This window comes from Streptomyces sp. enrichment culture (assembly GCF_964272855.1).
Classification (GTDB): Bacteria; Actinomycetota; Actinomycetes; order Streptomycetales; family Streptomycetaceae; genus Streptomyces.
In genome coordinates this window covers 5,706,109-5,726,083 of sequence record NZ_OZ186847.1, presented here as the reverse complement: position 1 = coordinate 5,726,083, position 19,975 = coordinate 5,706,109, and the positions used below count along the sequence as shown (strand labels likewise).

18 protein-coding genes are annotated in these 19,975 nt (G+C 73.2%); 8 read left to right on the top strand and 10 right to left on the bottom strand.

All coding sequences use genetic code 11. From position 1 onward, the window contains the following. Positions 1-57 precede the first annotated feature (57 nt). The 3 genes from nirD to ACSU6L_RS25220 are packed head-to-tail and all read right to left on the bottom strand — an operon-like array spanning position 58 to position 4,219. On the bottom strand, positions 58-411 hold the full coding sequence (gene nirD / locus ACSU6L_RS25230) for a nitrite reductase small subunit NirD (protein WP_073938681.1): 354 nt from the start codon (positions 409-411) through the stop codon (positions 58-60). Further along, entirely contained in the window at positions 408-3,005 is a 2,598-nt protein-coding gene (gene nirB, locus ACSU6L_RS25225) for a nitrite reductase large subunit NirB (RefSeq protein ID WP_437060286.1), read from the bottom strand. The genes nirD and nirB overlap by 4 nt, the downstream gene beginning before the upstream one ends. After that, positions 3,005-4,219, bottom strand: a complete 1,215-nt coding sequence (locus ACSU6L_RS25220) for an NAD(P)/FAD-dependent oxidoreductase (RefSeq protein WP_437060284.1) — start codon at positions 4,217-4,219, stop codon at positions 3,005-3,007. The genes nirB and ACSU6L_RS25220 overlap by 1 nt, the downstream gene beginning before the upstream one ends. Positions 4,220-4,341: 122 nt before the next feature. On the opposite strand from ACSU6L_RS25220, the gene ACSU6L_RS25215 reads away from it, so the two are divergent. Together ACSU6L_RS25215 and ACSU6L_RS25210 are read left to right on the top strand one after the other, a co-directional pair. After that, positions 4,342-5,142, top strand: coding sequence for a sulfite exporter TauE/SafE family protein (locus ACSU6L_RS25215; protein WP_437060282.1), 801 nt, complete (start codon positions 4,342-4,344; stop codon positions 5,140-5,142). Positions 5,143-5,263: 121 nt separating this feature from the next. Next, positions 5,264-6,805: an outer membrane protein assembly factor BamB family protein gene (locus ACSU6L_RS25210; RefSeq protein WP_437060280.1), complete on the top strand. Its 1,542-nt coding sequence runs from the start codon at positions 5,264-5,266 to the stop codon at positions 6,803-6,805. On the opposite strand, the gene ACSU6L_RS25205 is transcribed toward ACSU6L_RS25210, so the two are convergent. Continuing rightward, positions 6,795-7,703 (bottom strand): NAD(P)-dependent oxidoreductase, encoded by a 909-nt coding sequence (locus ACSU6L_RS25205; RefSeq protein WP_437060278.1) that lies wholly within the window; start codon positions 7,701-7,703, stop codon positions 6,795-6,797. The two genes, ACSU6L_RS25210 and ACSU6L_RS25205, sit on opposite strands and share 11 nt — an antisense overlap. A gap of 106 nt (positions 7,704-7,809) precedes the next feature. Here ACSU6L_RS25205 and ACSU6L_RS25200 point away from each other — a divergent pair, with 106 nt between their 5' ends. Continuing rightward, a complete protein-coding gene (locus tag ACSU6L_RS25200) occupies positions 7,810-8,157 on the top strand; it encodes a winged helix-turn-helix transcriptional regulator (RefSeq protein ID WP_437060276.1) in 348 nt (115 codons plus the stop codon). A 6-nt stretch (positions 8,158-8,163) separates the two neighbouring features. Here ACSU6L_RS25200 and ACSU6L_RS25195 read toward each other — a convergent pair whose 3' ends face one another. Together ACSU6L_RS25195 and ACSU6L_RS25190 are read right to left on the bottom strand one after the other, a co-directional pair. Beyond that, positions 8,164-8,784: a class F sortase gene (locus tag ACSU6L_RS25195; protein WP_437060274.1), complete on the bottom strand. Its 621-nt coding sequence runs from the start codon at positions 8,782-8,784 to the stop codon at positions 8,164-8,166. 123 nt (positions 8,785-8,907) lie between these two features. After that, positions 8,908-9,423: a hypothetical protein gene (locus ACSU6L_RS25190; RefSeq protein WP_437060272.1), complete on the bottom strand. Its 516-nt coding sequence runs from the start codon at positions 9,421-9,423 to the stop codon at positions 8,908-8,910. 278 nt (positions 9,424-9,701) lie between these two features. Here ACSU6L_RS25190 and ACSU6L_RS25185 point away from each other — a divergent pair, with 278 nt between their 5' ends. Continuing rightward, positions 9,702-10,328, top strand: a complete 627-nt coding sequence (locus ACSU6L_RS25185) for an NADPH-dependent FMN reductase (protein ID WP_437060270.1) — start codon at positions 9,702-9,704, stop codon at positions 10,326-10,328. A gap of 34 nt (positions 10,329-10,362) precedes the next feature. Here ACSU6L_RS25185 and ACSU6L_RS25180 read toward each other — a convergent pair whose 3' ends face one another. Continuing rightward, the gene (locus ACSU6L_RS25180; protein WP_437060268.1) at positions 10,363-12,006 is read right to left on the bottom strand and encodes a M4 family metallopeptidase; all 1,644 of its coding nucleotides are present in this window, start codon (positions 12,004-12,006) and stop codon (positions 10,363-10,365) included. Positions 12,007-12,115: 109 nt separating this feature from the next. Between ACSU6L_RS25180 and ACSU6L_RS25175 the strand changes: the two genes are divergently transcribed. Continuing rightward, on the top strand, positions 12,116-12,568 hold the full coding sequence (locus ACSU6L_RS25175) for a gamma-glutamylcyclotransferase family protein (protein ID WP_437060266.1): 453 nt from the start codon (positions 12,116-12,118) through the stop codon (positions 12,566-12,568). 21 nt (positions 12,569-12,589) lie between these two features. On the opposite strand, the gene ACSU6L_RS25170 is transcribed toward ACSU6L_RS25175, so the two are convergent. The 3 genes from ACSU6L_RS25170 to ACSU6L_RS25160 all read right to left on the bottom strand — a co-directional run bounded on the left by ACSU6L_RS25170 (position 12,590) and on the right by ACSU6L_RS25160 (position 16,069). Beyond that, positions 12,590-13,042 carry a carboxymuconolactone decarboxylase family protein gene (locus ACSU6L_RS25170; RefSeq protein ID WP_437060264.1) on the bottom strand — a complete coding sequence of 151 codons (453 nt, stop codon included), beginning with the start codon at positions 13,040-13,042 and terminating at the stop codon, positions 12,590-12,592. A gap of 62 nt (positions 13,043-13,104) precedes the next feature. Continuing rightward, positions 13,105-15,282: a molybdopterin oxidoreductase family protein gene (locus ACSU6L_RS25165; protein WP_437060262.1), complete on the bottom strand. Its 2,178-nt coding sequence runs from the start codon at positions 15,280-15,282 to the stop codon at positions 13,105-13,107. A 109-nt stretch (positions 15,283-15,391) separates the two neighbouring features. Continuing rightward, positions 15,392-16,069, bottom strand: a complete 678-nt coding sequence (locus tag ACSU6L_RS25160) for a SanA/YdcF family protein (RefSeq protein ID WP_437060260.1) — start codon at positions 16,067-16,069, stop codon at positions 15,392-15,394. 135 nt (positions 16,070-16,204) lie between these two features. On the opposite strand from ACSU6L_RS25160, the gene ACSU6L_RS25155 reads away from it, so the two are divergent. From ACSU6L_RS25155 to ACSU6L_RS25145, 3 genes are all read left to right on the top strand, one after another. Beyond that, complete coding sequence (locus ACSU6L_RS25155) at positions 16,205-16,972, top strand: sirohydrochlorin chelatase (protein ID WP_437060258.1); 768 nt, start codon at positions 16,205-16,207, stop codon at positions 16,970-16,972. A gap of 311 nt (positions 16,973-17,283) precedes the next feature. Next, a complete protein-coding gene (locus tag ACSU6L_RS25150; protein WP_437060256.1) occupies positions 17,284-18,555 on the top strand; it encodes a deoxyguanosinetriphosphate triphosphohydrolase in 1,272 nt (423 codons plus the stop codon). A 104-nt stretch (positions 18,556-18,659) separates the two neighbouring features. Continuing rightward, positions 18,660-19,925: an NAD(P)/FAD-dependent oxidoreductase gene (locus ACSU6L_RS25145; protein ID WP_437060254.1), complete on the top strand. Its 1,266-nt coding sequence runs from the start codon at positions 18,660-18,662 to the stop codon at positions 19,923-19,925. Positions 19,926-19,975: the final 50 nt, after the last annotated feature.

The window sequence follows — 19,975 nt, the reverse complement described above, 5'->3', positions numbered from 1 at the left end:
GGGGGCGGCGGAGGCGGCCGGTGAGGCCGCCCGCCGCCCGTACCTGGTACGGGCCGGTCAGGCCGCCCGCACCTCGTACGCCGTCACACGTACGGTCTCGTCGTCCAGGCACTGCCCGGACAGCAGGTCGAACCGCTGCTTGAGCAGGGGCGAGGCGACGAAGGGCCGGTCCCCGTGGGTGCCGGTGAGGCCGCGGGAGAGGACCGCCGCGCCGGTGAACGGGTCGCGGTTGTCGACGGCGTACACCTGGCCCCTGCGGTCGCGGAACAGGGCCACCTGGCGGCCGTCGGGCAGCAGGGCCGCCACGCCGCGGCCGGGCAGCAGGCGGTTCAGGTCGCAGACCGTGAACCATTCGTCGTCCGCCAGCCGCAGCTGGACCTTCAGGTCGGTCGTCTCGGGTGCCAGGGTCATCGCTGGGCGCTTCCTTCCAGAACGTCTTCGCCGGTGGGGCGCAGGCCGATCGACAGCAGCGGCAGGTCCGGCTTCATCTGGTCGCGCTCGGGGACGAAGCCGACCACCGGGTCGGGTGTGTCGGGCGCGTTGATGAAGGACACGAACCGGGCGAGCTTCTCGGGGTCGTTGATGGTCTCGGCCCATTCGTCGCGGTAGTGGGAGACGTGGGCCGCCATCAGGCCCTCCAGCTCGTCGCAGATGCCGAGGGAGTCGTGGACGACCACGTCGCGTACGTGGTCCAGGCCGCCGGGGATGCGGTCCAGCCAGGTGCTGGTGCGCTCCAGCCGGTCGGCGGTACGGATGTAGAACATCAGGAACCGGTCGATCAGGCGGATCAGTTCGGCGTCGCTGAGGTCCTGAGCGAGCAGGTCCGCGTGGCGCGGGGTGGCGCCGCCGTTGCCGCCGACGTAGAGGTTCCAGCCGTTCGAGGTGGCGATCACGCCGAAGTCCTTCGACTGGGCCTCCGCGCACTCGCGGGCGCAGCCGGACACCGCCGACTTCAGCTTGTGCGGGGAGCGCAGGCCCCGGTAGCGCAGCTCCAGGTCGATGGCCATGCGCACGGAGTCCTGGACGCCGTAGCGGCACCAGGTCGAGCCGACGCAGGACTTCACGGTGCGCAGCGACTTGCCGTAGGCGTGGCCGGACTCGAAGCCGGCGTCGACCAGCCGGGCCCAGATCAGCGGGAGCTGTTCGACGCGCGCTCCGAACATGTCGATCCGCTGGCCGCCGGTGATCTTCGTGTAGAGGCCGAAGTCGCGGGCGATCTCGCCGATCACGATCAGTTTCTCCGGGGCGATCTCACCGCCGGGGATGCGAGGGACGACGGAGTACGACCCGTTCTTCTGGAGGTTGGCCAGGAAGTGGTCGTTGGTGTCCTGGAGCGCGGCCTGCTCGCCGTCGAGGACGTAGCCGTCGGCGCCGATGGTCGGTGCGAGGGAGGCGATGATCGAGGCCACCGCCGGCTTGCAGACCTCGCAGCCGTCGCCGCCGCGCGCGTTCTCGCGGCCGTGGCGGTCCAGGAGGTCCTGGTAGGAGGTGATGCGCAGGGCGAGGACGATCTCGTACAGCTCCTCGCGGGTCTGCGAGAAGCAGCCGCACAGGCCCTTGTCGACCTCGACGCCGCTCGCCTCCAGCTCGGCGGTGACCAGCTGGCCGAGAACCTTGATGCAGGAGCCGCAGCCGGTGCCGGCCTTGGTGCACTTCTTGACCTCGGGCACGGTGGTGCACTGGTGGTCGGTGACCGCGCCGCGGATCGTGCCCTTGGACACGTTGTGGCAGGAGCAGATGATCGCCTCGTCGGGCAGCGCGGACGGGCCGAGCTGGGTGGGGGCGCCCGCGCCGGCCGGGAGGACCAGCTGCTCCGGGGAGATGGGCGGGACCGAGCCGGTGAAGGCGCGCAGGGTGCCGTACGCCTCCGCGTCGCCGACCAGGATGCCGCCGAGCAGGGTGCCGTCGCGGGCGATGACCAGCTTCTTGTAGAGGCCCGCGCGGGAGTCGGAGTAGACGACGTCGAGGCAGTCCTCGGCGGTGCCGTGCGCGTCGCCGAAGGAGGCGACGTCCACGCCGAGCAGCTTCAGCTTCGTGGACAGGTCGGCGCCGGTGAAGGACGCCTCGTCCGCCGCGATCGTCGCGGCGGCCGTCTCGGCCTGCTCGTAGCCCGGGGCGACCAGGCCGTACACCCGGCCGTCCGCCGCCAGCGCGCACTCGCCGATCGCGAAGACGTGCGGGTCGGTGACCGTGCGGCACTGCTCGTCGACGCTGATGCCGCCGCGCTCGCCGACCTGGAGGCCGCAGTCGCGGGCCAGCTGGTCGCGGGGACGGACACCGGCGGAGAAGATCACCATGTCGGTGGCGAGTTCGGAGCCGTCGGACAGCTTCATGCCGGTGACGGCGCCCGCGGCGTCGGTCACGATCTCCTGCGTGCCCACTCCGGTGTGCACGGACAGGCCCATGTCCTCGATGGTGCGCAGCAGGGCCGCGCCGCCGCCGTCGTCGACCTGCACCGGCATCAGGCGCGGCGCGAACTCGACGATGTGCGCCTCGACGCCCAGGCCCTTCAGGGCGCCCGCGGCCTCCAGGCCGAGCAGGCCGCCGCCGACGACGGCACCGGTCTTCGCCGTCTTCGCGTACTCCTCGATGGCGAGCAGGTCCTCGATCGTGCGGTAGACGAAGCAGCCCTCGGCGTCCTTGCCGGGGACCGGCGGCACGAACGGGAAGGAGCCGGTGGCCAGGACGAGGACGTCGTAGTCGACGACCAGGCCGGAGCGGGCGGTGACCTTGCGTGCGTCGCGGTCGACGGTCTCGGCCGGGTCGCCGACGTACAGCTCGATGCCGTGCTTGTCGATGAACTCCATGTCGGTCATGGAGAGTTCCTCGGCCGAGGTGCCGGAGAAGTACGAGGTGAGGTGGACGCGGTCGTACGCGGGACGCGGCTCCTCACAGAGCACGACCACGCGGTGCGTGGCGGTCAGGCCGCGCTCGGCCAGCGCTTCGAGGAAGCGCTGACCGACCATGCCGTGGCCGACGAGCACGATCGTGGGGGTGTCCGACATCAGGAGCCTCCATCATTGGTGAGCAGGTGGAGCAGGGGGCCGCCGTCCGACGGGAGCGGCTCTGCTCCCTCCCAGGCGCGCGCCAGCGCGCCGACGGTGCCGAGTTCGCCGACGAGGACCCCGCCGACCAGGCGGTCGTCGCGGACGACGACCTTGCGGTAGGTGCCGCGGGTGGCGTCGGTGAGCTGCACGACGTCGTCGCCGGGGCGGGGTTCCGTCTCGCCGAAGGCGGCGAGGTCGAAGGGGGCCTGACCGGCGAGGGTGAGGCGGGTGAGGGAACGGGTGCCGGTGTAGCGGGCGGTGTCGTTCCCGGTGAGCAGTGCGGCCAGTACGTCGGCCTGTTCGAGGGCGGGTGCGGCGAGGCCGTACACGTTCCCGTCGTGCTGGGCGCAGTCCCCGATCGCGTGGATGTGCGGGTCGGAGGTGCGCAGTCGGTCGTCGACGAGGACGCCCTTGTGCACGGCGAGCCCGGCGGCCTTGGCGAGGCCGGCGCGCGGGTGGACCCCGCAGGCGAGGACGACGAGGTCGGCGTCGAGGGCGTATCCGTCGGCCATCTCCACCGAGCGGACCGCGCCGCCGACCACCCGGACGTCCCGCACCCGCAGGTCGGTGTGCACCTCGACGCCGAGGTCGGTCAGATGGCGCCGGACCAGCTTGGACGCGGCCGGGTCGAGCTGGCGCTCCATCAGCCGCTCGGACTGCTGGGCGAGCACGACCTGCGCGCCGCGCATGGCGAGGGCGCGTGCCGCGGACACTCCGAGCAGTCCGCCGCCGATGACGACCGCGCGCACGCCCGGCCGGACCGCCTTGGACAGGCCGAGGCAGTCGTCCATGGTGCGGAAGGCGTGGACGCCCTCGGGGAGTTCGTGGTCGGGGGTGAACAGTCCGCGCAGCGGCGGCAGCACCGGGTTGGAGCCGGTGGCCAGGACCAGCGTGTCGTATGCGATCTCCGTGCCGTCGGCGCAGCGCAGGGTGCGGCCGGCGCGGTCGATCCCGGTCACCTGGGTACGCGTCAGCTCGGCGGGCGCCGGGAGGGCGATCACGTCGGGGCTGTAGCGTCCGGCCAGCACTTCGGCGAGCAGCACCCGGTTGTACGGCCGGTGCTCCTCCTCGCCGATCAGCAGCGCGGGCGTGCCGAGCTCTCCGAGCCGCCGGGCGAGCCGTACGCCCGCGAGGCCGGCGCCGATCACCACCACACGCGTATTCGAGGTCATGCTCATGAGCGTGCGGTGCGGGTGTTACCCGGTCGCATCACGTCTGTTTCGCGCGGGGAACTCTGCCCTCAGCGGGGGCCGGGGGCGGGTGTGAGGGTTGGCGGGCGGCGAGCGAGGGCGCTGTGAGGTCGGCGGCCTCACGGTCCCTGCTCTGTCTCGCCGCTCTCGCGGCCGGATGGATCGACGCCGTGGTGGGCGGTGGCGGGCTGTTGCTGCTGCCGGGGCTGCCGGCGGGCACGCCGGCAGTGGACGCGCTGGGCACCAACAAGGCGGTCGCGATCGTAGGCACTTCCGGGGCCGCGGTGACCTACGCCCGCCGGGCGCCGGTGGACGTCCCGACAGCCGTACGCATCGGGCTCGCGGCGCTCGCCGGGGCGTCGGGCGGGGCCGTCCTCGCCGCCGGGATGAGCACGGAGGTGCTCAAGCCGGTGATCCTGGTGGTGCTGCTCGGGGTCGCCGCCTTCGTGATCCTCAGGCCCTCCTTCGGCACCGCTCCAGCGCCCGGCCCGGTCACCCGCCGACGTGTGCTCGCCGCGATCGGCCTCGCCGGCCTCGGCATCGGCTTCTACGACGGCCTCGTCGGACCCGGCACCGGCACCTTCCTCGTGCTCGCCCTCACCGCCGTGCTCCACCTCGACCTGGTGACCGCCTCCGCGACCGCGAAGATCGTCAACTGCTGCTCCCCCAAGTTCTCGGCTGCGCTCGAACAGGGGGTACCCCCATCGCGGGCGCACCGGCGATGCGTCTGGCAGGGCGCGGTGCTGTGGCAGCCGGCCGGGCTGATGGCGTTGTTCAATCCCGCCGGTGGCACGCTCGGCGCGCACACCGCGCTGAAGAAGGGCAGCGGGTTCGTCCGGACCGTGCTGCTCGTGATGGTGTTCACGCTGGTGGCGAAGCTGGCGTACGAGCAGTGGACGGCCTGAATCGAAGAGGCGCTCGATATCGCTGACGTGATCGACTCCGGCGGGTTATGCTCCGGCGCCGCACCATGAGTGGGGCGGTGGCGCTGGGGAGCGCCGGAGAGCGGAACAAGGGGTGGGCAACGTGGTCGAGGACAACAGACCGCGCGGGAACCGGGTCTGGCTGACGGGCGGGCTGGTCGTCCTGGCGGGAGCGGCCCTCGGCCTCGCGGTGGAGTACCACTACCTGGGGTGGTCCTCCATACCCGGGAACTCCTGCGGCGGCCGGTACAGCCCCTGCCCGGACGGCACCACGCCGACCATCATGCTGGGCTTCCTCTTCACCTTCGTCGGGGCCTTCGGGACCATCGGCGCCATCGCCGCGTTCGGCCGCCGCGGGTGGGCGCTGCCCACCGGACTGCTCCTGGCCGGCGCCCTGCTCGTGCAGTGGCCCGGCTGGCAGGGCTATCTGTGGATGCGCGGGCCGGTGCTCGACGTCGCCTGGAAGGCCGTACCGGACCGGCCCGCGACCGTACGCGGACTCGGCGCCTGGGCCGTGGGCGACGACGCGAAGACCGTCGTCCGCGCCCGCGGTGACGCACTGATCGCCTACGACTCCCGGGACGGCGACCGCCGCTGGGTGCTGCGGGCACCGGCGCGGGAGTCGGTGTGCGGGATGAGCGACACCGTCGTCGACGGCATCGGGCTGGTCGCCTTCGGCCGGCACGACAAGCCCTGTGACACGCTGTGGGGTGTCGACGTGCGCGACGGCCGCAAGGTGTGGGCGCGCGACCTCGACGGGGTCTCCCTCTTCACCTCGGCCAGCGACGGACTGCTCGCCGCCGACAAAGGCACGGCGGTCGCCCTCGCCGACGGCGCCGTGCGCGGGTACGGGCTCGCCGACGGGACCCCGCGCTGGACCACCAAGCTGACCGAGCCGAAGAACTTCAAGCCCGCCGACGACGAGGTGAAGTGCCAGCCGAAGGTGGCGTCAGCGGCCGGCGGCACCACCCGTGTCGTCGTCAACTGCGAGACGTTCCTCGACTTCCGGTCCGCGTGGCTGGTCACCCTGGACAACGCCACCGGCAAGGAGACGGCCCGGCAGCAGCTGCCCGTCGAGACCGAGGTGGTCGGGGCCCTGGTGGTCGCCGCGGAGCCGTTCACCCTGCTGCTGACGGAGGAGGACGAGCGGGGCGTGGCCGCCGTGCTCGCCTACGGGGACGGCGGCGACCCGGTCCGGATTCCCCTCACCGCCGACCAGGAGGACCTGGAGATCGACCAGGCGTCCTACGGCGAGGGCTTCCTCGCCCGCCCCGCCCTGACCGCCCTGGTGCACGACGGGACGCTGGTCATCGCCGCCACCGAGCCCGGCGCCGACTCGGCCGAGCGGGTCGTGGCCTACTCGCTGCGCGACGGGCAGCGCATGTGGCACGCCGACCTGGACATCCCCGTGGTCGCCCTGGCGCCCGCGGGCGACGGCGAGCTGGCGGTGCTCGGCGCCAACCAGCGGCTGTGGACGTTCGACGCCGCCGACGGCGAGCGGCGGGGCGAGAGCGACGGCACGACGATCCGCGAGGCCGGCAGCCTGATCCAGAGCAGCGCACAGCTGTTGAAGGCGGGCGACACCTGGGTCGTGGTCAACCCCGACGGCGTCAGCCAGCCGCCGTTGCTCGCGGTCAGGCCGTAGCGCCGGGCACGGCGAGCAGGTCGATCACGCCCGTGGTGTCCTCGTCGCCGTGCCCGGCGTCCAGCCGGCGCTTCATCAGGTCCAGGAACGGCAGCAGCAGCTCCGCGCTGACGCCCTGCTCGTCCGCCGTGCGCAGCAGGGTCCGCTGACCGGCCCGCACCTGCATGGCCAGGTTGGACACCACGTTCTTCGTGTAGTCGCCGGTAGTCAGCTTGTCGGCCGTCTCGTGCACCGCGCCGGCCATGGCGTTCAGCCAGCCCTCCAGCAGCGGGGCGAAGTCCCCGGGCGCGATGTCCTCCCGGCGGATCAGCGCGAAGGCGTGCGAGATCCCGGCGAACATGCCGTACATCCCGCTCAGCAGCGCCACGTCGTGCAGCGCGGCGAAGCCCGGGTCGGCGCCGACGTAGCGGACGTCCGCCGGGACGGCGAGGGTGGCGCGGTGCTCCTCGAACAGCTCGGCCGACCCGCTGTAGAACACGTACGGTCCGGACTCGCGGTGACCGATCATCGGCGGTACGGCCATGATGCCCGCGTCCAGGAAACGAGCGCCCCGCGCCTGCGCCCAGGCGGCGCGTGAGCGGCCCTCGCCGGGCGTGCCCGTGGTCAGGTTCACCACGTCCCGGCCGGACAGGCCGGCGTCCTGAAGCGCCTCGCCGACCGAGGCGTCGTCCAGCAGGCAGACGATCACCAGCCGGTTCGAGGCCACCGCCTCGGCGGCGCTCGCGGCGACGGTCGCGCCCTCGGCGGCCAGGGCCTCGGCGCGGGCTGCCGTACGGTTCCAGACGGTCACGGGATGCCCGGCGGCCAGCCAGGCGCGGGCCAGCGCGGTGCCCATGGCGCCGGTGCCCAGCAGGGTGAGGGGCGTGCGGGAGGCGGGGGAAGGGTTGTTGTCGGTCATGGCGTTTAGCCTCGTGGAGGGTGAACTGCCTGCTCAAGTACGCACTTTCGAGTGGGTGGTTACCCCCGGGGAAGGGTCCAGGCAGCAGGAGGGGCGGGTGTCGGGCATGACGATCGGACGGCGGGCCGGGTCGTACGTCTGCGGGGTCGACGCGGCGATGGATGTGATCGGCGGGAAGTGGAAGGTGCTCATCCTCTGGGAGCTGAGCCTGCGGCCGTACCGCTTCGGGGAGCTGCGCCGCGCGCTGCCCGGTGTCACGGAGAAGGTGCTCGCCGCGCATCTGCGGGAACTGGAGGCGGACGGCATCGTGCACCGGGAGGAGTACGCTCAGGTGCCGCCGCGGGTGGAGTACTCGCTGACGCCGCGAGGCGTCGCGCTCAACGAGGCACTGGAGCCGCTCGGCGCGTGGGGCAAGGCGAACGTGCTGGGGCAGACGCCGCAGCCGGTGTCGTGAACGGGGTCAGCGGCTGCCGGTCAGGTGGGCGAAGACCACCACGTTGGCCTGGTACCCGGTGCTCGGCGAGTATCCCCCGCCGCAGGTGATCACCCGCAGCTCGGGCCGGCGGGCGGCGCCGTAGACCTTCTCGTCCGGGAAGTCCCGCGCCCGGTACACCTCGACGGCGTCCACCGTGAACACCGCGACCGAGCCGTCCCGCCGGTCCACCTCGACGGTGCTGCCGCGTCTGAGGGCGCCGAGGCCGTAGAAGACGGCGGGCCCGTCGGCGTTGTCGACGTGTCCGGCGACGATCGCGGTGCCGCGTTCCCCGGGCGTGGTCCCGGCCTCGTACCAGCCGGCGAGGTTCTTCTCCTGCGACGGCGGCACCTCGAGGCTGCCCGTCGGGGTCAGCCCCAGGCCGGTCAGCGGGGCGTCCACCCGGATTACGGGGATGCGGATCCGGTCCGGCGGGGACGGCGGCAGCGCCGGCGCCGCGGACCGCCCGGCGGCCGGGTCGGCGTGCGCCTCGGCGGCGGAGGGCTGCGGCGGGGGGTGCCGCTCGGCGCCGCTGCGCAGCAGCCAGGCACCCGAGCACAGGGCGACGAGGGTGACGGCGGCTATGACGGTGTTGCCGTACCTGCGCATGTGGGCCTCCCTGGGGCCGGGTGGACGGTGTGGGGGTCCCCGGGCCCCTCCGGGCCGCGAGGGGCGTCGGACCCGGAGGGGAGGGGCGTGCGGTACCGGCGGACGGACAGCGGAGGGTGTCCGTCAGAACCCGTCGCCTCTCGCCCGGCGATGCAGGAGCCAGGTACCGCCCGCGGCGGCGACGGCGAGAGCCGCCACACCGGCCGCGGTCTGCACGGGATCGGGGCCCAGCGCGCCCCCGACCCCCGTCTTCACACTCCCCTTGGGGTACACCGGGTCGGCCGAGGTCAGCGTGACCTCCAGGTCGCCCCGGATCTCCCGGTCGCCGTCGGAGCACCGCGCGACGATCTCGTACGTCCCCGGCTGCGCGCTCGGCGGCACCCGGAACTGGCCGATCGCCTTGCCGTCGTCCGTGCTGGGCGCCAGGGTGAAGTGCCCGGCGCCGACCGCGCTGGCGTCGCCCGAGGTGGCCCCGTCGTCGCCGCACGCCGCCGTGCTCACACTGACGGATCCGCCGGGCACCACGGAGCTGGGGTACACCTCCAGGTCGCCGTCGTCACCGAACGCGGGCGCGGCGGACAGGCCCGCGGCGGCGACGGCGAGCGCGGTACCGGTCAGCAGCCGGGCGATACGTCGCATCGGTGTCCCCCATCGATCGAGTGGAGCTGGTCGGTGCCCTGCCCTTCCGAGGTAAGTGGCAGCGGGGCGGGCGCGCTTCCTGAGGGATCGTCAGAAATACGGTGAACGGGTGCCGGGACGCGACCGGACACCACCACCCCCGGGTGCGTTTCAGCAGGTCACCGACGCGCGGCGGAAGAGGACCCGAAGGATGCAGGGGGAAGGGATGAACGGGTGACCGGGGCGGACGGGGCGCCGGACTTGACCTCAACGACGCTTGAGGTCGGAGCCTGACCGTCATGACGACACAGCTCATCACGCCCACGTCCGCGACCGCCTCCGGGTCCGGGTCCGGCCGCCCGCTCGACGTCACCGTCATCATCGGCAGCGACCGCCACGGCCGCTTCGGCCCGGTCGTCGCCGACTGGCTCCTCGGCCGCGTCGCCGAGCACGCCGGCCTGACGGGCCGGATCCTCGACGTGGCGGAGACCCCGCTGCCGACCACCCTCTCCCCCACCCCCGAGGCGACCGCGGCCCTCGCCCGGATCACCCCGAAGCTGGCCTCGGCGGAGGCGTTCGTCGTGGTCACCCCCGAGTACAACCACTCCTACCCCGCCGCCCTGAAGAACCTCATCGACTGGCACACCGCCGAGTGGCGCGCCAAGCCCGTCGCCCTCGTCTCCTACGGCGGCATCTCCGGCGGCCTGCGCGCCACCGAACACCTCCGCCAGGTCTTCGCCGAGCTCCACACCGTCACGGTCCGCGACACCGTCTCCTTCCACAACGCCGGCTCCGCCTTCACCCCCGACGGCCACCTGAAGGACCCCACGGGCCCGAACGCGGCGGCGAGGACGATGCTCGACCAACTGGTGTGGTGGGGGCGGGCCTTGCGGGAGGCGAAGGAGAAGCGCCCCTACGGCGCCTAGGTCAGGGCCCGGGCGCCGCAGGTTCCCCGGTACGTCAGTTCACGCCCACCGCGCTCCAGGCAGCCCCCACCGCCCGGTGCTCCGCGCTGTCCGCGCCGTACAGGTCGCGGGCGGCGTTCAGGGTGGCCGTGCGGGCGCCGGCGTAGGTCGTGGAGGACGTCATGTAGACCGTCAGCGCCCGGTACCAGATCGCGCCGAGCTTGTCCCGGCCGATGCCGGTCAGCGAAGTGCCGTCGCAGGTCGGGGAGTCGTGGGCGACGCCGTTGATCGTCTTCGCGCCGCTGCCCTCGGCCAGCAGGTAGGCGAAGTGGTTGCCGATGCCGGAGGAGTAGTGGACGTCGAGGTCGGCGACCGCCGGGCTCCAGCAGTCGGGCGAGGCGCCGTCCTTCGACGGGCGGTCCATGTGGCGCAGGGCGCTCCGGCCGAAGCCGGTGCGCACGACCTTCTCGCCGATCAGCCAGTCGCCCGGGTCGGCGGGGTTGGCCGCGTGGAACTCCACCAGGGTGCCGAAGACATCGGAGGTGGCCTCGTTCAGGCCGCCGGACTCGCCGGTGTACGTCAGGTTCGCGGTGGCGGAGGTGACGCCGTGGCTCATCTCGTGGCCGGCGACGTCCAGGGAGACGAGCGGCCCGAACGTCGTCCCGTCACCGTCGCCGTACGTCATGCAGAAGCAGGTGTCGTCCCAGAAGGCGTTGTTGTAGCGGTTGCCGTAGTGCACCCGGTTGTACGAGCCCTTGCCGTCGCCCGCGATGCCGTCGCGGGCGTGGACGTCCTTGAAGTAGTCCCAGGTGACGTCGGTGCCGTACTGCGCGTCCACCGCCGCCGAGGCGCGGTCGGCACTCGTGCCGTCGCCCCAGTGGTTGTCGGCGTCGGTGAGGACGGTGGCGGGGGCGCGGGTGAGGCAGATGGTGCCGAGCAGGCACAGGTCGACCTTGTTCGCGGCGTCGCCGGTGTAGGTGCCGCCGCGGGTGGGGTCCTTCAGGGCGTACGAGGTTCCGTCCGGCGTGGTGCGCAGCGGGACCGTGCCGCCGTACAGCGACCGGCCGTCCCCGGACGCCGGCGCAGGCTCCGACGCCGACTCCAGGGTGTCCCACGCGTCGATCCGCGCTCCGGTCCGCGCGTCCGTCAGCAGCGTCCGCGCGACCGGGTTGCCCCGCGCGTCGAGTGCCGCCGCCTCCGTCCGCCAGGCCAGCCTGGGCGCCCCGTGCAGGGCGTCTACGACCAGCTGCGGCTCGGCCGTCAGGCGCTTGAGGGTCTCGCCCAGGTGCAGGGCCCGCAGCGCGTTCGCGGCCACGTCGGCGGCCTTCGGGGCGGTCAGCACCGGCGTCACGTCCGGCAGGGAGACGGCGGCCCGGGTCGCCCGGTCGGCGCCCCGGTAGCCGCCGTCCGGTGCCACGTGGAGGACGAAGTCGCCGCCCAGGACGGGGAGTCCGCGGTAAGTGCGGTCGTAGCGGATGTGCTGGGTGCCGTCGGCGTCGACGACGACGTCCCGGACCGTGGTCCGCTGCCCGGCGCCGAGCCCGAGGCTTCCACCCCGGTCGGCGAGGATGGCGGCGGCGTTCTCGAGTGCCGCGGCCCGGGTGGGCCGGTCGGCCGCCCCCGCGACGGGGGTGAGCGTGGCGGCCAGCAGTGCGGCGGCGGTCGTGGCGGCCAGGGCGTAGGGCCGTATCCGGCTCATGGGTCTCCTTGAACTGGTCACGCTGAGGGTGACCAAGATTCAAGGGGGCGTGGACATGCCATGACCAGGGTGAAGACGTGCAGGTGTGTGAGGGGAGAGAATCACATCTGTGAGTTCTGTGCCGTCCCGTTTCCAACTCCCCTTCTTCGTCTACGGCACCCTCCGCCCCGGCGAACCCAACCACGACCTCTTCCTGCGCGGCCGCACCCGCGCCGAGGAACCCGGCCGCCTCACCGGTGCCGTCCTCTACGACGGCCCCGGCTACCCGTACGCCGTCGAGGAGCCCGGCGGCCGGGAGGTGCGCGGCGAGCTGGTCACCGCGCGGCCGGAGACGTACGACGAACTGCTCGGCGCGCTCGACCGGTTGGAGGAGTGCGAGACGCCGGGTGATCCGCGCAACCTCTACGAGCGGGTCGCCCGCGATGTCGTCCGCACCGCCGACGGATCGTCCGTACGGGCCTGGGTGTACCTCGCCGCGCCGCCGGTCGCCGCCCGTTTGCGCGCCGGGGGCCGGCTCATCGGGAGCGGCGACTGGCTGACGCGGCGCACCTCGCCGCCGTAGGGCCCGCCGGACGGCCCCGGCTCAGGCGGTCCCCGGCGTCTTCCGCGTCGTCACGTTCATGCGGTTCCACGTGTTCACCGTGAAGATCAGGGCGATCAGCTGGGCCAGTGCCGCCTCGTCGAAGTGCCGGGCCGCCTCCTCGTACACCTCGTCCGACACCCCGCCGGGCAGCAGCGTGACGGCCTCCGTCAGGGCCAGGGCCGCGCGCTCCTCGACCGTGTACAGGCTGGACTCCCGCCAGGCCGACAGCTGGTGGATGCGGTCCTCCGACTCGCCGGCCTTGCGGGCGTCGGTGGTGTGGTAGTCGAGGCAGTACGCGCAGTGGTTTAGCTGGGAGGCCCGGATCTGCACCAGCTCGACCGTCACCGGGTCGATGCCCTCCACGGCGGCCGCGTGCAGGTCGAGGACCGCCTTGAACACCTTCGGGGCGACGGCGGCGAAGTTCATGCGCTGGGGTACCTGGTAGGTCGTCATGCGTCGAATCTACGAACCGGACAGACCCGCCGACGGGTGCATTCCCGTACCGGAAACCCGGGTCAATTCCCGGACTCCACCGCCTCCAGCCGCACCGCGCACGCCTTGAACTCCGGCATCCGCGACGTCGGGTCCAGCGCCGGGTTGGTGAGGGTGTTGGCGCGGCCCTCGCCCGGCCAGTGGAACGGCATGAACACGGTGTCGGGGCGGATGGCGTGGGTGATCCTGGCCGGTGCCACGGCCCGGCCGCGCCGGGAGACGACCGCCACGGGATCGCCCTCGGCCGCGCCCAACCGGGCCGCCAGCCTCGGGTGCAGCTCGACGAACGGGCCGGGCGCCGCGGCGTTCAGCTCGTCGACCCGCCGGGTCTGGGCACCGGACTGGTACTGGGCGACCACCCGGCCGGTGGTCAGCAGCACCGGGTACTCGTCGTCGGGTTCCTCGGCGACCGCCCGGTGCGTCACCGGCACGAACCGGGCCCGGCCGTCCGGCGTGGCGAACCGGTCGAGGAACAGCCGGGGCGTGCCGGGGTGCGCCCCGGCCGCCGTCTCCTCGTCCCCCACCGGGTCGTCCGCGGGCACGTCGAACGAGGCGTCCTCGGGGTCCGCGGCACCCCGGTCGTCGAGCGCCGGCTCGGGCGCGGGACACGGCCAGAACACGCCGTTCTCCTCCGCGAGCCTGCGGTAGGTGATGCCGGAGTAGTCCGCGGGCCCGCCCGCGCTGGCCCGGCGCAGCTCCTCGAAGACCTCTTCCGGGTCGGTCGGGAAGCCCTTCTCCACGCCGAGCCGCGCGGCCAGCTCGTGCATGACCTCCAGGTCGCTGCGGACGCCCTCGGGCGGGGTGATCGCCTGCCGGCGCAGCAGCACCCTGCCCTCCAGGTTGGTCGTCGTGCCGGTCTCCTCGGCCCACTGCGTCACCGGCAGCACCACGTCCGCCAGCTCCGCCGTCTCCGACAGCACGACGTCGCAGACCGCCAGGAAGCCGAGGGACTTGATCCGCTCCTCGACGTGCGCGGCGCGCGGCGCCGACACCACCGGGTTGGAGCCCATCAGCAGCAGCGTCCGGATGTCCGTGCCGAGCGCGTCCAGCAGCTCGTACGCGCTGCGCCCCGGCCCCGGCAGCGAGTCCGGGTCCACGCCCCACACCTCGGCGACATGCCGCCGCGCCGCCGGGTCGTCCAGTTTGCGGTAGCCGGGCAGCTGGTCGGCCTTCTGGCCGTGCTCGCGCCCGCCCTGCCCGTTGCCCTGCCCGGTGAGACAGCCGTAACCGCTGTACGGGCGTCCCGCGCGGCCGGTCGCCAGGCACAGGTTGATCCACGCGCCGACCGTGTCGGTGCCCTTGGCCTGCTGCTCGGGTCCGCGCGCGGTGAGCACCATCGCGGACTCCGGCTCGCAGAACATCCGCACGGCCTCCCGCAGTTCGGGGACGGACACCCCCGTGATCCGTTCCACGTACTCCGGCCAGTGCGCCATGGCCGCGGCCCGCGTGTCCTCCCAGCCGCTGGTCCGCTCGCGGATGTACTCCTCGTCGGTGCGGCCCTCGGCGACCACCAGGTGCAGCAGGCCCAGCGCGAGCGCGAGGTCGGTGCCGGGCCGGGGCGCGAGGTGCAGATCGGCCTGTTCGGCGGTCTTCGTGCGGCGCGGGTCGACGACGATCAGGGTGCCGCCGTTCTCCTTCAGCTCGGTGAGGTAGCGCAGCGACGGCGGCATGGTCTCGGCGAGGTTCGAGCCGACCAGGATCACGCAGCCCGTCCTCGGTATGTCCTCCAGCGGGAACGGCAGCCCGCGGTCCAGGCCGAACGCCTTCATGCCCCCGGCCGCCGCGGACGACATGCAGAACCGGCCGTTGTAGTCGATCTGTGAGGTGCCGAGCACGACCCGGGCGAACTTGCCGAGCAAGTACGCCTTCTCGTTGGTCAGCCCGCCGCCGCCGAACACGCCGAGCGCGTCCGGGCCGTGCTCCGCGCGGGTGCGGCGCAGCGCGCCGGCGATCCGGTCCAGGGCCTCGTCCCAGGAGGCGGGCACCAGCGTGTCCCCCTCCCGCACCAGCGGGGAGGTCAGCCGCACCCGGGAGGAGAGCAGCGCGGGCGCCGTACGGCCCTTGCCGCACAGCGCCCCGCGGTTCACCGGGAAGTCGGTGCGCTCCAGCACCTCGACGCCCCCGTCCGGCGAGGGCGACAGGTTCATCCCGCACTGCAGGGCGCAGTACGGGCAGTGGGTGGGCGTCGAGGTGCTGTCCATGCCCTTCAGGGTGCTTCGCTCGTGTTACGCGCCATGACGGCTCCCTGTTACACGACCGGGAAGCCGACCTCCCCGCCGCCCGTGGCCCGCCGTGAGGCCACCCGGGCTCCTACCGGCCGGCGGCGAGCGCCCGCTCCACGCCGGGCTCTTGCGGCCCGAGGAACCGGGGGTCGGGTTCGAGCACCGCGTCCAGCGCCGCCTTGCCGCTCGCGAAGACCTCCCGGATTCCGCCGTACACCCAGGTCGCGTCCCGCCGGTCGGCGACGCCGACGCCGTACGACTCCACCCCCGCCGCCCGGCACAACGCCACCGCGCGCCGGATGTGGAAGTCCTGGCTGATCAGGACCGCCTCGTCCACGCCGAAGATCTTCTTGGCGCGGACGCAGGAGTCCCAGGTGTCGAAGCCGGCGTAGTCGCTGACGATCCGCGTGTCCGGGACGCCCTGCCGGGTGAGGTAGGAGCGCATCGCGTCCGGCTCGTCGTAGTCCTCCCGGCTGTTGTCACCGGTGACCAGCACCACCTCGATCCGGCCCGCCCGGTACAGCTCGGCCGCCGCGTCCAGCCGGTGCGCGAGGTACGGCGACGGCTCCCCGTTCCACAGGCCCGCCCCGAAGACCACGGCGACCTCGGTGCGCGGCGCGTCGGCCGTGGTCCGCAGCCGGTCGCTCGTGGAGACGTACATCCAGGTCGACGGCAGCAGCGCCAGCACGCACCCCGCCATCACGGCCTGCACCAGCCGCCGGCGGCCGGCCCGGGTACGAGGGAGACGAGGTCGTACGATCTTCATACCGACAGGGACGTGGTGTGCGGCGCCCCGGTTGCATACCCCTCACACACCCCCGGGCCCCCTTGGTGAACCCACGGAAAACGCCCGTGACGCCCACGCAACGGCTCGGCAACGTCCTGCCGTCACCCTCGACGCATGGACAGCCAGCTCAGCCCCGCCTCCGGCCGGCCCGCGCTCGTCGTCGTGGCCCACGGCAGCCGCGACCCGCGCGCCCTCGCCACCGTCCGAGCCCTCCTCGACCGGGTCCGCGTGCTGCGCCCCGGCCTGCCGGTCCACCTCGGCCACATCGAGCTGAACGCGCCCCTGCTCCCCGACACCCTCGCCGCCCTCGGCGACCGCGAGGCCGTCCTGGTCCCGCTCCTGCTGAGCCGCGGCTACCACGTCAAGCAGGACATCCCCGAGATGGCCGCCGCCCACCCGGCCCGCACCCGCGTCGCCGCCCCGCTCGGCCCGCACCCGCTGCTCGCCGCCACCCTCCACACCCGCCTCACCGAGGCCGGCTGGCACCCCCCGAGGACGGCGGCCGAGCGCCGCGGCAGCGCGGTCGTACTGGCCGCGGCCGGCTCCCGCGACCCCGAGTCCGCGACCGACACCGGCCGCACGGCCGCCCTCCTCGCCGCGCGGCTCGGCGTCCCGGTCGTCCCCGCGTACGCCTCCGCGGCGACCCCCACGGTGGAGTCGGCCGTCCGCTCCCTGCGGGCACGCGGCCGCCACCGCATCGCGGTCGCCTCCTGCTTCACGGCCCCGGGCCGCTTCGCGACGGAGTGCGCGAAGGCGGCACCGGACCTGGCGTCGGACCCCCTGGGCGCACACCCGTTGATGGCGGAACTGCTGCTGCACCGCTACGAAGAGGCGATGGCGATGCCGGTCACGATGAAGCGGGCCCTGGCTGTAGCTCCCTAGGGGGTGTCTCGCCGATCAGGCCGGATCAGGGAGCGGCGTCTGGTGCCGTGCATCGCAAGGCGGAGGAGGGAGTCGATGCGATGGGGGTGCCCCCTGCTCGAGCGGAGCCGAGAGCTTGGGGGAATCGGGGAGTGACGACAACGCGGCGAGGCGCGGTGCCAGGCGCCGCGAGCCCGGCATGATCGGCGAGACGTCCCCTGGGGGACGTCTCGGTGTGCGGCTCCGCCGCGTGGGCGCAACCAACCACAGACCACCCGCACCCGCGGCACGACACCGACCCGGCAGACGCATCGAACGCTTACTGTCGAGACATGGAAGGCACCGAACCCCCCGCGTACCCGGAGTCCGCGACCGAGCGTTGGGCCCCCGAACCCGACAAGCGCCCCGGCCGCACCGCCTTCCAACGCGACCGCGCCCGCGTCCTCCACTCCGCCGCGCTGAGAAGACTCGCCGGCAAGACCCAGGTCGTGACCCCCGGCACGACGAGCCACGCCTGGGATCCCAGCCCCCGCACCCGGCTCACCCACTCTTTGGAGTGCGCGCAGGTCGGCCGGGAGCTGGGCGCGGCCCTCGGCTGCGACCCCGACCTCGTCGAGGCCGCCTGCCTCTCCCACGACCTCGGCCATCCCCCCTTCGGCCACAACGGCGAACAGGCCCTCAACGAGTTCGCCGAGGACTGCGGCGGCTTCGAGGGCAACGCCCAGTCCCTGCGGCTCCTCACCCGCATCGAACCCAAACGGTTCACCCCGGAGGGCTCCGTCGGCCTCAACCTGACCCGCGCCGCGCTGGACGCCGCCACCAAGTACCCGTGGCCGCGCGGCGCCCACCCCACCGACCCGGGCTCCCCCAAGTTCGGCGTCTACGAGGACGACCGCCCGGTGTTCGACTGGGCCCGCAAGGACGCCCCGGACACCCGCACCTGCTTCGAAGCCCAGGTCATGGACTGGTCCGACGACGTGGCGTACTCCGTGCACGACGTGGAGGACGGCCTGCACGCCGGGCACATCGACCCCAACCTGCTGCACGCCGACCCGGAACGCCAGGAGATCTTCCGCGTCGCCGTCGGCCGCTACGTCCCCGCCGGCACCGACCCCGCCGAGCTCGCCGCCGCCCTGGACCGGCTCCAGGACCAGGAGTGGTGGCCGCACGGCTACGACGGCACAGCCATCGCCCAGGCCCGGCTGAAGGACGCGACCAGCCAGCTCATCGGCCGTTTCTGCCTCGCCGCCGAGGGCGCCACCCGCGCCGCGTACTGCGGCGGCCGGCTCACCCGGTACGGGGCGGAGCTGGTCGTGCCGCGCGAGACCCGGATGGAGTGCGCGGTGCTGAAGGCGGTCGCCGACCGGTACGTCATGCAGCGCGCCGAGCAGGCCCGGCTCCGCGCCGACCAGCGGATCGTCGTCGCCGAACTCGCCGATGCCCTCACCACCCGCGCGCCGGACGGCCTGGACCCCCAGTTCCGCACGCTGTTCGACGAGGCGCCCGACGACCGGGCCCGCAAACGGGTGATCGTGGACCAGATCGCCTCCCTCACCGACGCCTCCGCCCGCTCGCTGCACGCGAGACTGACGGGACGTATGTGACAAGTACGTGACCCTCCGTGGCCTGATCGGGTCACCCCCTCTTCCCCCATCACGCTCCGTGCGGGACGCTCGCATGTGGCGGCATATTCACGAGGAGGCATCAAGTGGTCGACGCGGATCAGACATTCGTCATCGTCGGAGGAGGTCTCGCCGGCGCGAAGGCGGCCGAGACGCTTCGCGCTGAGGGCTTCAACGGGCGGGTGATACTGATCTGCGACGAGCGCGACCACCCGTACGAACGCCCCCCGCTGTCCAAGGGCTACCTGCTCGGCAAGGACGAACGCGACAGCGTCTTCGTGCACGAGCCCGCCTGGTACGCGCGCAACGACATCGAGCTGCACCTCGGCCAGACCGTCGACGCCGTCGACCGCGCCGCGAAGACGGTCCGCTTCGGCGAGGACGGCACGGTCGTCCGCTACGACAAGCTGCTGCTGGCCACGGGTGCCGAGCCCCGCCGCCTGGACATCCCGGGCACCGACCTGGCCGGCGTCCACCATCTGCGCCGCCTCGCCCACGCGGAACGCCTCAAGGGCGTCCTCACCCACCTCGGCCGTGACAACGGCCACATCGTGATCGCCGGCGCCGGCTGGATCGGCCTGGAGGTCGCGGCGGCGGCCCGGGAGTACGGCGCCGAGGTCACCGTCGTCGAACCGGAGCCGACCCCGCTGCACGGCGTACTCGGGCCCGAGCTGGGCCAGCTCTTCGCCGAGCTGCACCGGGAGCACGGGGTGCGCTTCCACTTCGGCGTCCGGCTCACGGAGATCATCGGGCAGGACGGCGTGGTGCTGGCGGCCCGTACGGACGACGGCGAGGAGCACCCGGCGCACGCCGTGCTCGCGGCGATCGGCGCGGCACCGCGGGTCGCCCTCGCGGAGGCGGCCGGCCTGGGGATCGCCGGCCGGGCGCACGGCGGCGGCGTGATCGTGGACGAGCGGCTGCGCACGTCCGACCCCGACATCCACGCGGCCGGCGACGTCGCCGCCTTCCCGCACGCCCTCTTCGGCACCCGGATGCGGGTGGAGCACTGGGCGAACGCGCTGAACGGCGGACCGGCGGCGGCGCGGGCCATGCTGGGGCAGGACGTCGTCTACGACCGGGTGCCGTACTTCTTCTCCGACCAGTACGACCTGGGCATGGAGTACTCGGGGTGGGCGCCGCCCGGGTCGTACGACCAGGTGGTGATCCGGGGGGACGCGGGCAAGCGGGAGTTCATCGCGTTCTGGGTGAAGGAGGGGCGGGTGCTGGCGGGGATGAACGTGAACGTGTGGGACGTCACAGAGCAGATCCAGCGGCTGATCCGGTCCCGGGCGCGGGTGGACACCGAGGCGCTGGCGTCCCCGCGCGTGCCGCTGGAGAGCCTGGGCACCTGAGCGCGTCCGCGTGCCCCGGGCTTGTCACCGGAGCCCCGTAGAATTCATCC

Bases quoted from the DNA above. Each gene is read 5' to 3' on its own strand.
- nirD (WP_073938681.1), bottom strand. From the start codon at position 411: ATGACCCTGGCACCCGAGACGACCGACCTGAAGGTCCAGCTGCGGCTG.
- nirB (WP_437060286.1), bottom strand. From the start codon at position 3,005: ATGTCGGACACCCCCACGATCGTGCTCGTCGGCCACGGCATGGTCGGT.
- ACSU6L_RS25220 (WP_437060284.1), bottom strand. From the start codon at position 4,219: ATGACCTCGAATACGCGTGTGGTGGTGATCGGCGCCGGCCTCGCGGGC.
- ACSU6L_RS25205 (WP_437060278.1), bottom strand. From the start codon at position 7,703: ATGACCGACAACAACCCTTCCCCCGCCTCCCGCACGCCCCTCACCCTG.
- ACSU6L_RS25200 (WP_437060276.1), top strand. From the start codon at position 7,810: ATGACGATCGGACGGCGGGCCGGGTCGTACGTCTGCGGGGTCGACGCG.
- ACSU6L_RS25195 (WP_437060274.1), bottom strand. From the start codon at position 8,784: ATGCGCAGGTACGGCAACACCGTCATAGCCGCCGTCACCCTCGTCGCC.
- ACSU6L_RS25190 (WP_437060272.1), bottom strand. From the start codon at position 9,423: ATGCGACGTATCGCCCGGCTGCTGACCGGTACCGCGCTCGCCGTCGCC.
- ACSU6L_RS25185 (WP_437060270.1), top strand. From the start codon at position 9,702: ATGACGACACAGCTCATCACGCCCACGTCCGCGACCGCCTCCGGGTCC.
- ACSU6L_RS25180 (WP_437060268.1), bottom strand. From the start codon at position 12,006: ATGAGCCGGATACGGCCCTACGCCCTGGCCGCCACGACCGCCGCCGCA.
- ACSU6L_RS25170 (WP_437060264.1), bottom strand. From the start codon at position 13,042: ATGACGACCTACCAGGTACCCCAGCGCATGAACTTCGCCGCCGTCGCC.
- ACSU6L_RS25165 (WP_437060262.1), bottom strand. From the start codon at position 15,282: ATGGACAGCACCTCGACGCCCACCCACTGCCCGTACTGCGCCCTGCAG.
- ACSU6L_RS25160 (WP_437060260.1), bottom strand. From the start codon at position 16,069: ATGAAGATCGTACGACCTCGTCTCCCTCGTACCCGGGCCGGCCGCCGG.
- ACSU6L_RS25155 (WP_437060258.1), top strand. From the start codon at position 16,205: ATGGACAGCCAGCTCAGCCCCGCCTCCGGCCGGCCCGCGCTCGTCGTC.
- ACSU6L_RS25150 (WP_437060256.1), top strand. From the start codon at position 17,284: ATGGAAGGCACCGAACCCCCCGCGTACCCGGAGTCCGCGACCGAGCGT.